This window comes from Serratia sp. CoH_134_PS_4 (assembly GCF_058190535.1).
In genome coordinates this window covers 251,359-264,327 of record NZ_JBXWKI010000005.1, presented here as the reverse complement: position 1 = coordinate 264,327, position 12,969 = coordinate 251,359, and the positions used below count along the sequence as shown (strand labels likewise).

13 protein-coding genes are annotated in these 12,969 nt (G+C 54.6%); 5 read left to right on the top strand and 8 right to left on the bottom strand.

Annotation, left to right across the window (positions count from 1 at the left end; all coding sequences use genetic code 11):
• Positions 1–2: 2 nt before the first annotated feature.
• The 8 genes from panF to acuI form a co-directional block, all read right to left on the bottom strand.
• Entirely contained in the window at positions 3–1,448 is a 1,446-nt protein-coding gene (gene panF, locus AC2FCQ_RS11005; RefSeq protein ID WP_490307864.1) for a sodium/pantothenate symporter, read from the bottom strand.
• Complete coding sequence (locus AC2FCQ_RS11000) at positions 1,438–1,680, bottom strand: YhdT family protein (protein ID WP_209637623.1); 243 nt, start codon at positions 1,678–1,680, stop codon at positions 1,438–1,440. The genes panF and AC2FCQ_RS11000 overlap by 11 nt, the downstream gene beginning before the upstream one ends.
• 154 nt (positions 1,681–1,834) lie before the next feature.
• Positions 1,835–3,184 carry an acetyl-CoA carboxylase biotin carboxylase subunit gene (gene accC, locus AC2FCQ_RS10995; RefSeq protein WP_037416206.1) on the bottom strand — a complete coding sequence of 450 codons (1,350 nt, stop codon included), beginning with the start codon at positions 3,182–3,184 and terminating at the stop codon, positions 1,835–1,837.
• A 10-nt stretch (positions 3,185–3,194) separates the two neighbouring features.
• Positions 3,195–3,659 (bottom strand): acetyl-CoA carboxylase biotin carboxyl carrier protein, encoded by a 465-nt coding sequence (accB, locus tag AC2FCQ_RS10990; RefSeq protein WP_020832085.1) that lies wholly within the window; start codon positions 3,657–3,659, stop codon positions 3,195–3,197.
• Positions 3,660–3,691: 32 nt separating this feature from the next.
• Positions 3,692–4,144 (bottom strand): type II 3-dehydroquinate dehydratase, encoded by a 453-nt coding sequence (aroQ, locus tag AC2FCQ_RS10985; protein WP_265555877.1) that lies wholly within the window; start codon positions 4,142–4,144, stop codon positions 3,692–3,694.
• A gap of 241 nt (positions 4,145–4,385) precedes the next feature.
• A complete protein-coding gene (msrQ, locus tag AC2FCQ_RS10980; protein WP_490307867.1) occupies positions 4,386–4,985 on the bottom strand; it encodes a protein-methionine-sulfoxide reductase heme-binding subunit MsrQ in 600 nt (199 codons plus the stop codon).
• Positions 4,986–5,987, bottom strand: a complete 1,002-nt coding sequence (gene msrP / locus AC2FCQ_RS10975) for a protein-methionine-sulfoxide reductase catalytic subunit MsrP (protein ID WP_209637070.1) — start codon at positions 5,985–5,987, stop codon at positions 4,986–4,988.
• 124 nt (positions 5,988–6,111) lie between these two features.
• On the bottom strand, positions 6,112–7,089 hold the full coding sequence (gene acuI / locus AC2FCQ_RS10970) for an acrylyl-CoA reductase (NADPH) (RefSeq protein ID WP_209637072.1): 978 nt from the start codon (positions 7,087–7,089) through the stop codon (positions 6,112–6,114).
• A 295-nt stretch (positions 7,090–7,384) separates the two neighbouring features.
• Between acuI and csrD the strand changes: the two genes are divergently transcribed.
• The 5 genes from csrD to AC2FCQ_RS10945 all read left to right on the top strand — a co-directional run bounded on the left by csrD (position 7,385) and on the right by AC2FCQ_RS10945 (position 12,948).
• Positions 7,385–9,316 (top strand): RNase E specificity factor CsrD, encoded by a 1,932-nt coding sequence (csrD, locus tag AC2FCQ_RS10965; protein ID WP_209637074.1) that lies wholly within the window; start codon positions 7,385–7,387, stop codon positions 9,314–9,316.
• A 412-nt stretch (positions 9,317–9,728) separates the two neighbouring features.
• Complete coding sequence (gene mreB, locus AC2FCQ_RS10960; RefSeq protein WP_012147106.1) at positions 9,729–10,772, top strand: rod shape-determining protein MreB; 1,044 nt, start codon at positions 9,729–9,731, stop codon at positions 10,770–10,772.
• 94 nt (positions 10,773–10,866) lie between these two features.
• The gene (gene mreC, locus AC2FCQ_RS10955) at positions 10,867–11,868 is read left to right on the top strand and encodes a rod shape-determining protein MreC (protein ID WP_265555880.1); all 1,002 of its coding nucleotides are present in this window, start codon (positions 10,867–10,869) and stop codon (positions 11,866–11,868) included.
• On the top strand, positions 11,865–12,353 hold the full coding sequence (mreD, locus tag AC2FCQ_RS10950) for a rod shape-determining protein MreD (protein ID WP_012147104.1): 489 nt from the start codon (positions 11,865–11,867) through the stop codon (positions 12,351–12,353). Before mreC ends, mreD begins: the two co-directional genes overlap by 4 nt.
• A gap of 10 nt (positions 12,354–12,363) precedes the next feature.
• Positions 12,364–12,948, top strand: coding sequence for a Maf family protein (locus tag AC2FCQ_RS10945; protein ID WP_209637078.1), 585 nt, complete (start codon positions 12,364–12,366; stop codon positions 12,946–12,948).
• The last annotated feature ends 21 nt before the right edge of the window (positions 12,949–12,969 follow it).

Here is a 12,969-nt window from a genome sequence, read left to right as displayed (position 1 = left end):
CTTTAAGAGGGTAATGATGACGCCACTCGGCGTTTTTCGCCGACGACGTTACCGATATAAAACGCCAGCAAGCCCAGCAGCAGTGAAGGCACGATAGGATGGAGCCCCGCCAACTGCAGCTTGAAGCTGGCCAATAGCGTATAGCATACCGCACCTGTCACCATTGAGCTAAGGGCGCCCTGCGCGTTAGCGCGTTCCCAGTACAGGCCCAATACCAGCGGCCACAGGAAGACGGCCTCCAGGCCGCCAAACGCCAGCAGATTCAGCCAGATGATCATTTCCGGTGGCCGCCAGGCCGCCAGCAGCACCAGCAGGCCAAGCACCAGCGTGGTCAGGCTGGAGAAGCGCTTGATCAAACGCTCGTTCTGCATTTGCTGAGGACGCACGCGAAGATAGAGATCTTTAATAATAGTGGCGGAAGATTGCAGCAGTTGAGCGTTAATGGTCGACATGATTGCCGCCATCGGCGCGGCCAGGAAGATACCGGCAGCATACGGCGGCAACACGGTGATCATCAGCGTAGGGATCACCTGATCCGGGATTTTCAGATCCGGCAGCACTGCACGGCCCAGCGCACCGGCCAGGTGCATGCCGAACATCAGCACCGCCACCACCATGGTACCGAGGATGATGCCGCGGTGTACCGCTTTGCTGTCTTTATACGAAATGCAGCGCACCGCAGTATGCGGCAGGCCAATCACACCAAAGCACACCAGGATCCAGAACGAGGCCATAAACGGCAGGCTAAGGATCTGTTCACCGCCTTGCGGTGACACCAGTGCGGGATCAATTTGTTGCAGTTTATCTACGGCGCTGTGCAGGCCACCCGCGGCGTGGATCACCGCAACCAGCAACAGCACGGTGCCGATCAACATCACCAATCCTTGCATGGCGTCGTTTAGCACGCTGGCGCGGAAACCGCCGAAGGCGGTGTATAGCGCGATGCTGAGGCCAAAGATCAGCAGGCCGGTGTCGTAAGGGATACCGGCAGCGGTTTCCAGCAAACGTGCGCCGCCGATAAACTGCACCGTCATGGCACCCAGGAACGCCACCAAGAGGCTCAGGCTGGCCAGCCAGACCAGCAGTCGGCTTTGGTAACGGCCGTATAGCATGTCGTTGAGGGTGATTGCGTTGTAGCGCCGCGCCAGAATGGCAAACTTCTTGCCAAGCACACCGAGTGATAACCATACGGCCGGCAGTTGGATCATCGCCAGTAGCACCCAGCCCAATCCATATTTATAGGCAGCACCAGGGCCACCGATAAACGAACTGGCGCTGATATAGGTCGCCGTCAGCGTCATGGCCAGCACAAAGCCACCCATTGAGCGGCTGCCAAGGAAGTACTCACTGAGGAAATTGCCCGTTTGGCGTCGGCTGTAGGCATAAACTGACAGCCCGAACACCAGCGCCAGATAGGCGACCAGCGGCAGAATGACTTCAGTTTGCATCGCCGTCCTCCAGCGAGATATCGCGGAATAGGCCGCGGACCATCAGCCAGCACAGGCCGATAAACAACAACGGCACCAGCAGGCAGGCCATTTCGAACCAGTGTGGCAGGCCGGTAATACCGGATTCGCTGTCCGGCAGATAGGCAGCCAGCGACCAGGCCAACAGATAAAGCAGCGTCAGGCCGAGGGCCCAGCGCGCCTCGCGGTGAGCTTGAATAAAGCGAGTTTCCACCAGTGTCTCCCATAGGTTTACGGTGATGGATTTATCAAAGGTAGGGAATTCTACGGCAAGGCCGGATTTTGCCAAGCCGTTACCTCGCCCGGAGTAAAAAAGAAAAAGGCCGGCAATTAACCGGCCTTCTGTCAGGCGATGCGAATAGCCTGCCTTAGGTTTCCTGCAGACCCAGCTTCTTCTCCAGATAGTGGATGTTAGTGCCACCGTGCTGGAAATTTTCGTCGCTCATGATCTTTTGCTGCAGCTCAACGTTGGTTTTGATGCCATCGATGATCAGCTCAGCCAGGGCGTTCTTCATGCGGGCAATCGCCACGTCACGGTTTTCACCGAACGTGATCAGTTTGCCGATCATGGAATCATAGTACGGCGGTACGGTATAACCGGCGTAAATATGAGATTCCCAACGCACGCCGAAACCACCTGGTGCATGGAAACGGGTGATCTTGCCTGGGCTTGGCAGGAAGGTGTTCGGGTCTTCGGCGTTGATACGGCATTCCACCGCGTGGCCGTGAACCTTCACTTCGTCCTGTTTGATCGACAGTGGCTGACCGGCAGCGATACGCAGCTGCTCTTTGATCAGATCCACACCGGTGATCATTTCAGTAACCGGGTGTTCAACCTGAATACGGGTGTTCATTTCGATGAAATAGAACTCGCCGTTTTCATACAGGAACTCGAAAGTACCCGCGCCGCGGTAACCGATTTCCACACAGGCCTTCGAACAACGCTCGCCGATATAACGACGCATTTCGCTGGTGATGCCCGGTGCCGGAGCCTCTTCAACCACTTTCTGGTGGCGACGCTGCATGGAGCAGTCGCGCTCGGCCAGATAGATGGCATTACCCTGACCGTCTGCCAAAATCTGAATTTCGATATGGCGTGGGTTTTCCAGGTATTTTTCCATGTAAACCATGTCGTTATTGAAAGCCGCTTTGGCTTCCGCTTTGGTCATGGTGATGGATTGCTCGAGGTCTTTGTCGCTGCGCACAACGCGCATGCCGCGGCCGCCGCCGCCGCCGGATGCCTTGATGATGACCGGATAGCCGATGCGCTTAGCGAAGGCACGGTTTTTGTCCATGTCGTCGGTCAGCGGGCCATCGGAGCCAGGCACACAAGGTACACCGGCTTTCTTCATGGCGTTGATAGCAGAAACCTTGTCGCCCATCAGGCGGATAGTTTCGGCTTTCGGGCCAATGAAGATAAAGCCAGAACGCTCGATTTGCTCGGCGAAGTCGGCGTTTTCAGACAAGAAGCCATACCCTGGGTGGATCGCCACTGCGCCGGTGATTTCTGCCGCAGAGATGATAGCCGGGATATTCAGATAGCTTTTAACTGATGGCGCAGGACCGATACATACAGTCTCGTCAGCCAGCAGTACGTGTTTCAGATCGCGATCGGCTGTGGAGTGTACGGCAACAGTTTTGATGCCCAACTCTTTACAAGCACGCAGGATACGAAGTGCGATCTCGCCACGGTTGGCGATAACAATTTTATCAAGCATGTTCGCCTCGTTATTCGATGACGACCAGTGGCTCGTCAAATTCTACCGGTTGGCCGTTCTCTACCAGAATAGCTTTCACTACGCCGGATTTGTCCGCTTCGATCTGGTTCATCATTTTCATCGCTTCAACGATGCACAGCGTGTCGCCGGCGTTCACTTTCTGGCCGACTTCGATGAAGGCTTTCGCATCCGGGCTTGGCGTGCGGTAGAAAGTACCCACCATTGGGGAACGGACGACGTGGCCACTCATGGCCGCTGGTGCTGCAGGCGTTTCGGCTGGTGCGCTGGCAACGGCAGTAGCCAGTGCTGGCTGCGGCTGTGCCGGCATTGCATATGCCTGTGGCATCATTGGGTAAGCCTGCGCCGGTGCGGCGCGGCTGATGCGAACTGACTCTTCGCCTTCAGAGATTTCCAGTTCAGAAATGCCTGATTCTTCAACCAGTTCGATCAGTTTCTTGATTTTACGAATATCCATGAGTGTGATTCCGTACTCTTTTTGCGTAGCAATTAGTGGGTTTTCGACAGACGGTTAACCGCTGCCTGTAAAGCAAATGTGTAGCCATCCGCGCCGAGGCCGCAAATCACACCCACCGCAATATCGGAGAGGTAAGAGTGATGGCGGAAAGGTTCTCGGGCGTGCACGTTGGACAAGTGGATCTCGATAAACGGGATCTGCACCGCCAGCAATGCATCACGCAGCGCCACGCTGGTATGCGTGAACGCGGCAGGGTTAATCAGAATAAAATCTGTGTTGCCGCGCGCTTCATGTATGCGGTCGATCAGCGCATGTTCGGCGTTAGACTGCAGATGGCTCAGGGTAATATCCAGTGTGGATGCCTGGTTTTCCAATCCGTTAACAATCTCTGTTAACGTCGTGCTGCCGTACTTCTCCGGCTCACGCGTCCCCAGCAGATTCAGATTGGGGCCGTTTAGAAGCAAAATGTGAAACTTATCCGCCATTGTGCTGGTATCTCCGGCAATAAAACCATCATCGTAGAAAATAACCCGACGTCACCGATTTGTCACCTGTTAAGGGGAAAATTCACCCTGAGAACAGGAACAAGGTCGGGCATTATAACGATATCGTAGCAATTCGCAGCTAAATACTGGTCTTATCAGCGAAGATATTCAACCCTAAATCAGCAAACTGACGGTGGCGTTATCGCATTATGAGGGGTAGAACACAGAAAAGTTCCGCCTGTTAACGCCGCCAATTGCGGAATTTCTTGTATCGCAGTGCCAGTAATAACACCGCCAGCAGGGCGTAAATAAAGGGCTGTGGCGAGAAGGTTTTTACCGACCACAGGTAGTGAATCGGAGCCAGGATCGCGACCAGATACACCAAATTATGCAATGTCTGCCATTTGGCGCCCAGTTTGCGCATAGCCCACAGCGTTGAGGTCGCGGCCAGCGCCAGTAGGATCAACCAACTGATAATGCCGAGTGTCAAATACGGACGGGTGACAAGTTCGCGCCCCAGCAGGCCGATATTGCTTAACCCCAGTTCAAGCGTCGAATAGCTTATCAGATGCAGTGTGCCCCAGGCAAAACACCACAGCCCGACCAAACGACGGCAGCGTATCAGCAAGGGTTGGCGAGCGTAGCGTGCCAACGGAGCGATAGCCAAGGTTGCCAGCAGCAATTTTAGCGTCATTCTGCCGGTAAAATGCTGAATATCTTTGGCAGGATCGGCGCTGAACCAACCTTGGTCTACCGACAGCACCAGCCAGAGGAAAGGCAGAAATGCCGCCAGATAAATGCCGACCTTGATCCATGTGATGTGAGTTGGGGTCAAACGCACTTAGAAATTCTCCCGCAGGTCGAGACCGCGATACAACGATGCGACCTGTTCGGCATAGCCATTAAACAGGAGCGTCGGCTGGCGTTTAACGTCCAAAATACCGCCGGAGCCGATAAATCGCTCGGTGGCCTGAGACCAGCGCGGGTGATCGACATGCGGATTCACATTGGCGTAGAAACCGTATTCATTTGGCGCAGACTCATTCCAGGTCGTCGGCGGTTGATCGCGTACCAGACGGATGTGCACAATCGACTTAATACCTTTAAAACCGTATTTCCACGGGGTAATAAGCCGCAGTGGCGCACCGTTTTGCGGCGGGAGTGTCTTGCCGTACACACCGACAGTCAGCAATGCCAGTGGATTCATCGCCTCATCAAGACGCAAGCCTTCTACATAGGGATACTTCAGGCCACCGCCGATAAATCGGTCTTTCTGGCCCGGCATTTGCTCCGGGTCGTACAGCGTTTGGAAGGCGACATAGCGTGCATTGCTGTTTGGCTCCGCGAGCGTGATCAGCTTCCCCAACTCAAAGCCAATCCAGGGCACGACCATCGACCAGGCTTCCACGCAGCGCATACGGTAGATACGCTGTTCCAATGGAAAACGCTTCATTAAATCGTCGATGTCGAGCGTGATGGGCTTAGCCACTTCGCCGTCGATGCGCACTTTCCAGCCTTCGGTCTTCAGTCCGCCTGCGTTGGCGGCCGGATCGGCCTTATCGAGACCGAACTCGTAGAAATTGTTGTAGCCGGAAACTTTGTCTTCCGGCGTCAGTGCCAGTTGGGATTGCCAGGCCGCAGGCTTGGTGAACGTCAGCGGTTTGCCCGGTGGTGCCTTGGGCCGATCGTGGCCTTTGAACCATGACAGCAAATCAGCCCGTGCAGGGGTGGGCAACGCCAGTGAAGCGGCGGTGATGCCTAATGCCTGCAACACTTTGCGGCGCTGATGAAACACGCTCTCGGGTGTGACATCGGCCTCGGTCAATTTTCGTTGTTTACTCATGACATTTTCTCCGCGTCTTAGGATATAAGCATGGCGTGAAAGCAGGCCATATGCGAGAAGCGGAGGGAAAATATGAAATTTCGCAGGCGGGGTATGCCCCCCCGTTGCCGGAGGGGCGTTGGGATTAGCGGATTTTCACCAGGGTACGACCGGTGACTTTGTTCTCCAGCAGCGCGGCAGCGGTAGCCGGAGCCTGTTCCAACGTGATTTCTTGGGTAGCTTGTTGATAGAAGCTGTCCGGCAGGATACCCGCCAGGCGTTCCCAGGCGGTTTGACGGCGATGCAGCGGCGTGTGTACCGAGTCCACGCCTTGCAGGCGTACGTTGCGCAGAATAAATGGCATAACCGTAGTCGGCAGGTGATAGCCACCGGCTAAACCGCAGGCCGCGACGGTACCGTTATAGTTCATTTGCGCCAACACGCGCGCCAGCAGTGTGTCACCCACGGTATCTACGGCACCTGCCCACAGCTGTTTCTCAAGTGGGCGCGGGGCTTCGAGATAGCCACTGCGCGATAGCACTTCTTTGGCGCCGAGCGCTTTTAAATATTCGGTATTGCTTTCACGGCCGCTGATTGCCGTGACGTGATAGCCCAGTGCCGCAAGAATGGCGATCGCCGTACTGCCTACGCCGCCACTGGCACCGGTAACTAAAATATTGCCATCATCGGGGTGCACGCCGCCTTCTTCCAGTGCCATCACGCACAGCATGGCGGTAAAACCGGCGGTCCCGAGGATCATGGCTTTACGTTCATCTAACCCGTGTGGAAGTGGTACCAACCATTCGCCGGAGACCCGCGCTTGTTCCGCCAGGCCGCCCCAATGGTTTTCGCCCACACCCCAACCAGTAAGCACCACGCTTTGGCCTTCTTTAAAGCGATCGTCGCGGCTATGATGGACGGTACCGGCGAAATCGATGCCGGGCACCATCGGGAAATTACGTACGATCTTGCCTTTACCTGTGATCGCCAATGCATCTTTATAGTTAAGGCTGGACCAGTTGACGTTCACCGTCACGTCGCCGTCGGGCAACTGATCGCTACCGATATCCTTGACGTGAGCTAGAGTTTGATCGTCTTGTTGTTCCAATAACAGTGCGCGCATGTCACTCTTCCTCTCGTTTGCATTTTTGCCAAAGATGGCTGAATCAGATTTCAATGACTATATGCATAATAAGAAATTTATGTCCTGATAAAGGACAAAAAATAATGATTGAAGGTTTTCATCGTTGGCGATGCTTGATAGCTTGAGCGGCAAGATCGGTTGGTGGATACCCTTGGGTTGAGCCAGTGACTCATTAAAATATCAAGGTATTGTGTTGGATTCATTTGAGAGGATTCGGGGCCTTTATACTTCCAAAGGTGAAAATTCACGTAACCATAACGGACAAGGCACAGGGATGCGATTCACCACCAAACTCTCTGCATTGATCACCCTGCTTGTTGCTCTGGCGATGTTTTTGATGCTGATGGGCTGTTCATACAGTTTCTTCTACGTCACACAAGATCGTCTGGAGCGTCGTTTCGACTCACTGATGACCTCGCTCGATCAGGCGATGCTGCGTGAATCCCCCGAAGAGCAGAAACAATGGCTGCCTTTGGTGATGCGGCCGCTCGGTATTGTGGCGGTCAGCATAGATACCAGTAGCAGTAATCTTCTCTCTTATAAATTACCGACGGTCAAAGCGCCCTGGGAGTCTCTTAGCGGTTATCGGCAAGTCGCCCAGCCGCTGCTACAGCACCCTGGCGCCTCACTGACGATTACTTATGTTGATCCTTTCGCCAGCGACGTGCGTTCCTTGCAATCCACCGCCGCTGTGACGTTGTCCATCGTCGTGATGGTGATGATCCTGCTGTTCAGCCTGCGCTGGTTACGGGAACAGGCCGATGGCGAGGATCGGCTTGAGCGCCGTGCGCGCCGCATTTTGAATGGCGAACGTGAAAGCGTGATGCAAGGTGACGTGCGTGAATGGCCTGCGAACGTTAGCGGCGCTCTCGATCGCCTGTTGGCGGATCTGGCGGAGGCTCGCGAGGAGCGCAGCCGGGTCGATACGCTGATCCGTGCCTTTGCCGCTCAGGATGCCAAAACCGGGCTAAACAACCGACTCTTCTTCGATAACCAGCTCACCACTCAGTTGGAAGAGGCCGGCTCGCACGGCATTGTTATGATGGTGCGATTACCGGATTTCGATACGCTGCGGGAAATCCACGGTAACACCGTGGTGCAGGAACTGATGTATTCACTGGTTAACCTGTTGTCGACCTTTGTGATGCGCTATCCGGCGGCGCTGCTGGCACGCTATTTCCACAGCGATTTTACCGTTCTCTTGCCGCACCGCACATTGAAAGAAGCGGACGGTATTGCTTCGCAGCTGGTTCACGCAATTGACGCCTTGCCTTCAACGGCACTCATCGATCGCGAAGCGTTTTTACACATTGGCATCGTGGCATACCGCAGCGGGCAAACCACCGAGCAGGTGATTGATTTCGCAGAACAGGCAACGCGCCATGCCACGTTGCAGGGGGAAAACGGGTGGTATGTTTACGACAGCCAGGTGCCTGAAAAAGGCCGCGGTAGCGTCAAGTGGCGAACGTTGTTGGAGCAAGTGCTTGCGAAGGGAGGCCCACGGTTATATCAGAAACCGGCGGTGACGGTGGAAGGGGAAGTCCATCATCGTGAGATCATGAGTCGGATTTATGACGGGACGCAGGAACTACTGCCATCTGAATATATGCCATTAGTGCAGCAGTTGGGGTTGGCGGAAAGCTACGATCGTCAGCTTATTAGCCGCATTCTGCCTTTGTTGGCATTGTGGCCTGAAGAGTCGTTGGCATTTACGCTGTGTGTTGATTCATTATTGCAGCGCACTTTCCAGCGCTGGCTGCGTGATAGCCTGCTACAGTGTGAAAAAAGTCATCGTCGGCGAATTCTGATTGAACTTGCAGAGGCAGATGTGTGTCAACATATCGACCGTTTGCGCCCTGTGCTGAGATTGCTTTCAGGATTGGGGTGCCGTTTGGTGGTCTCTCAAGCGGGGTTAACCGTAGTCAGTACCTCTTATATCAAGTCCTTACCGGTGGAGCTGGTTAAGCTTCACGCGGGTCTGGTGCGGAGTATTGATAAGCGTGATGAAAATCAGCTGTTCGTTCAGAGCCTGACCGGCGCTTGTGAAGGCACAAGTACCCAGGTTTTTGCTGCAAGTGTGCGGACGCGCAATGAATGGCAAACGCTGAAAGAACGCGGGATTCTCGGTGGGCAGGGCGACTTTTTCGCGCCTCCAGAGCCAATAGACGTCGGGCGTAAAAAATATTCACGCCGTTATCGAGTTTAACCTGAAAGCCTGGCAAAAATTGACGTAGAATGAGCGCCAATTCATCTGGGCTATTTTATCTGTCATTTTGGGATTTTCCCCAAACTGCCTGCGACAATGACGCCTATTTGATATAGGCTCTTGTCAGTCCTTTTCTGTTGAGCGTTGGTAGGTGCTTACCACCAGCGGCAATCAGGGAATATGTTAGATTTTATGAGCTGTGTTACGCCGTTTCGTGCGCTGACAGGGTGGTAAACTGAGCCTTTGTTCAGGGAATTCAGGCCTCATCCAATTTCCGTGCATTCGAGCAGAAACAATACAGACTATTTTTCACCGAAGTAGAACGTTTTTGCGCCTTGTCGCTGCTTCGTGTGGTTGGTAAAGTAGGCGGATTTTATTTTCCGCCCCCAGCTTGCAGGATTATCCTTTAGTTATGTTTAAGAAATTTCGTGGCATGTTTTCCAACGACTTGTCCATCGACTTGGGTACCGCCAATACCCTGATTTATGTTAAAGGGCAAGGCATTGTACTGAACGAACCGTCGGTGGTTGCCATTCGCCAGGATCGTGCCGGTTCACCCAAGAGCGTTGCGGCCGTGGGTCATGAGGCTAAACAGATGCTGGGACGTACACCCGGCAATATCGCGGCTATTCGTCCGATGAAAGACGGCGTTATCGCCGATTTCTTCGTGACAGAAAAAATGCTGCAGCATTTCATCAAACAGGTCCACAGCAACAGCTTCATGCGGCCAAGCCCGCGCGTGCTGGTGTGTGTGCCGGTCGGCGCAACTCAGGTTGAACGCCGTGCCATCCGTGAATCCGCTCAAGGGGCGGGGGCACGTGAAGTGTTTCTGATTGAAGAACCTATGGCTGCGGCAATCGGTGCAGGTCTGCCGGTTTCTGAAGCGACGGGTTCGATGGTGGTTGATATCGGTGGTGGTACCACTGAAGTGGCCGTGATCTCACTAAATGGTGTGGTCTACTCCTCCTCCGTGCGTATCGGTGGTGACCGTTTCGACGAAGCCATCATTAATTATGTGCGCCGTAACTATGGCTCACTGATTGGTGAAGCCACTGCTGAACGTATCAAACACGGCATCGGTTCTGCTTATCCAGGCGATGAAGTGCATGAAATCGAAGTTCGCGGCCGTAACCTGGCTGAGGGCGTGCCACGCGGCTTTACCCTGAATTCCAATGAAATCCTCGAAGCGCTGCAAGAGCCGTTGACCGGTATCGTCAGTGCGGTGATGGTGGCGCTGGAACAGTGTCCGCCGGAGTTGGCTTCCGACATTTCCGAACGTGGCATGGTGTTGACCGGCGGTGGCGCACTGTTGCGCAACCTGGATCGCCTGCTGATGGAAGAAACCGGTATTCCGGTAGTCGTAGCAGAAGATCCGCTGACCTGCGTAGCCCGCGGCGGCGGCAAGGCGTTGGAAATGATCGACATGCATGGCGGCGATTTGTTCAGCGAAGAATAGTCAGCCCCAGGAAGGAGGAATCGTATCGGATGACTGCGCAAAGCGAAAATCAGGTACGGTTCCTCTTTCTGTTGTCGAGGAACACGCATAATTTATGAAGCCGATTTTTAGCAGGGGCCCTTCTCTGCAACTACGACTTTTTTTGGCAGTGATTGCGGCGATTTGCCTGATCGTTGCCGATAGCCGTCTCGGTACGTTCGTGAAAATACGTAACTACATGGACACGGCCGTTAGCCCTTTCTATTTTCTGGCCAATGGGCCACGTAAAGTTTTGGACAGCGTTTCAGAAACGCTGGCTACCCGCCAACAGCTGGAGCTTGAAAACCGGGCTCTGCGGCAGGAACTGCTGCTGAAAAACAGCGATATTCTTCTTCTTGGTCAATTCAAGCAGGAAAACGCCCGCTTGCGTGAGCTATTAGGCTCACCGTTGCGCCAGGACGAGCATAAAATGGTCACCCAGGTGATCTCGACCGGCTCCGATCCTTACAGCGATCAGGTGGTGATCGACAAAGGTTCGGACAATGGCGTTTATGAAGGCCAACCTGTCATCAGCGATAAAGGTGTTGTTGGCCAAGTCGTCGCGGTGGCGAAGGTGACCAGTCGCGTATTGCTCATCTGCGATGCTTCACACGCGCTGCCAATCCAGGTATTGCGTAACGATATCCGGGTGATCGCGGCAGGCAGTGGGTGTGCAGACGACTTACAGCTTGAGCATCTGCCGAACAATACGGATATCCGCGTGGGTGATGTGCTGGTCACATCGGGTCTGGGTGGACGCTTCCCTGAAGGCTACCCGGTGGCCGTTGTGTCCTCGGTCAAAGTGGATAACCAACGTGCCTATACCGTGATTCAAGCGCGACCAACGGCTGGCCTGCAACGTTTGCGCTATCTGCTGTTGTTATGGGGCGCTGACCGCAACGGTGATATGCCGTTGCCTCCGGACGAAGTACATCGCGTTGCCAATGAGCGCCTGATGCAGATGATGCCGCAGGTTCTGCCGCCGCCAGATGCCGTGGGGCCACAGTTGCCGCAGCCGGCAGCGGCCACCGGCACGGCTGTGCCAACCGCGGCACCCGCCACGGGAGCTGCGCAATGAACCGCTATCGCAGCAACGGGCGCTGGATAATCTGGCTGTCATTTCTGGTGGCACTGGTGCTGCAAATCATGCCGTGGCCGGAACAGATCTATATGTTCCGACCGTCCTGGCTGGCCTTGATCCTGATCTACTGGGTGATGGCGCTGCCACACCGGGTTAATGTCGGTACCGGTTTTGTGCTGGGCTTGATTATGGATCTGATCCTCGGTTCCACGTTGGGCGTTCGCGCACTGGCGTTGGGGATCATTGCCTATCTGGTGGCATTCAAATTCCAACTGTTCCGCAATATGGCGCTCTGGCAACAGGCGTTGATCGTCGTGCTGTTGTCACTGGCGATGGACGTCGTGGTGTTCTGGGCCGAGTTCTTAGTGATCAACGTCTCTTTCCGCCCAGAGGTGTTCTGGAGTAGTGTGGTAAACGGCATCCTGTGGCCGTGGTTATTCCTGCTGATGCGCAAAATTCGCCGTCAGTTCGCCGTACAGTAAGGGTATATCAATGACTTCGCTTTATCTGGCCTCTGGTTCTCCCCGTCGACGTGAATTACTGACCCTTCTAGGGGTTCCGTTTGAAGTCATCTTAACGGACACAGAAGAACAGCGGCGTGAAGGGGAAGCCGCCGAAGCCTATGTGCGCCGTTTGGCGCAGGACAAGGCCAAAGCGGGCGTGGCCATGGCGCAGAAAGACTGGCCGGTACTGGGGGCCGATACCATTGTCGTGCTCAATGGCCGGGTGTTGGAAAAACCACGCGACGAAGCGCATGCGGCAGAAATGCTGGCGGCGCTGTCGGGTAAACAGCATCAGGTGATGACCGCAGTGGCCGTCGCCGATTGCCATGATGTTCTGTGCCAGCTAGTGGTGACAGACGTGACATTCCGCAACCTGTCACAGCAGGATATTTGCGACTATATTGCAACGGGCGAACCGATGGATAAAGCGGGCGCCTACGGAATTCAAGGAAAGGGTGGTTGTTTCGTCAGAACGATAACCGGCAGTTATCACGCAGTGATGGGCTTGCCGTTAGTCGAAACACATGAGCTGCTCAGTAATTTTGTCGCATTACGTGATGTAAGAACCGGTTGATGGGTGCTGCCATTATCGACC

Coding starts and splice junctions, on each gene's coding strand:
- panF (WP_490307864.1), bottom strand. CDS start 1,448: ATGCAAACTGAAGTCATTCTGCCGCTGGTCGCCTATCTGGCGCTGGTG.
- accC (WP_037416206.1), bottom strand. CDS start 3,184: ATGCTTGATAAAATTGTTATCGCCAACCGTGGCGAGATCGCACTTCGT.
- accB (WP_020832085.1), bottom strand. CDS start 3,659: ATGGATATTCGTAAAATCAAGAAACTGATCGAACTGGTTGAAGAATCA.
- aroQ (WP_265555877.1), bottom strand. CDS start 4,144: ATGGCGGATAAGTTTCACATTTTGCTTCTAAACGGCCCCAATCTGAAT.
- msrP (WP_209637070.1), bottom strand. CDS start 5,987: ATGAGTAAACAACGAAAATTGACCGAGGCCGATGTCACACCCGAGAGC.
- acuI (WP_209637072.1), bottom strand. CDS start 7,089: ATGCGCGCACTGTTATTGGAACAACAAGACGATCAAACTCTAGCTCAC.
- csrD (WP_209637074.1), top strand. CDS start 7,385: ATGCGATTCACCACCAAACTCTCTGCATTGATCACCCTGCTTGTTGCT.
- mreB (WP_012147106.1), top strand. CDS start 9,729: ATGTTTAAGAAATTTCGTGGCATGTTTTCCAACGACTTGTCCATCGAC.
- mreC (WP_265555880.1), top strand. CDS start 10,867: ATGAAGCCGATTTTTAGCAGGGGCCCTTCTCTGCAACTACGACTTTTT.
- mreD (WP_012147104.1), top strand. CDS start 11,865: ATGAACCGCTATCGCAGCAACGGGCGCTGGATAATCTGGCTGTCATTT.
- AC2FCQ_RS10945 (WP_209637078.1), top strand. CDS start 12,364: ATGACTTCGCTTTATCTGGCCTCTGGTTCTCCCCGTCGACGTGAATTA.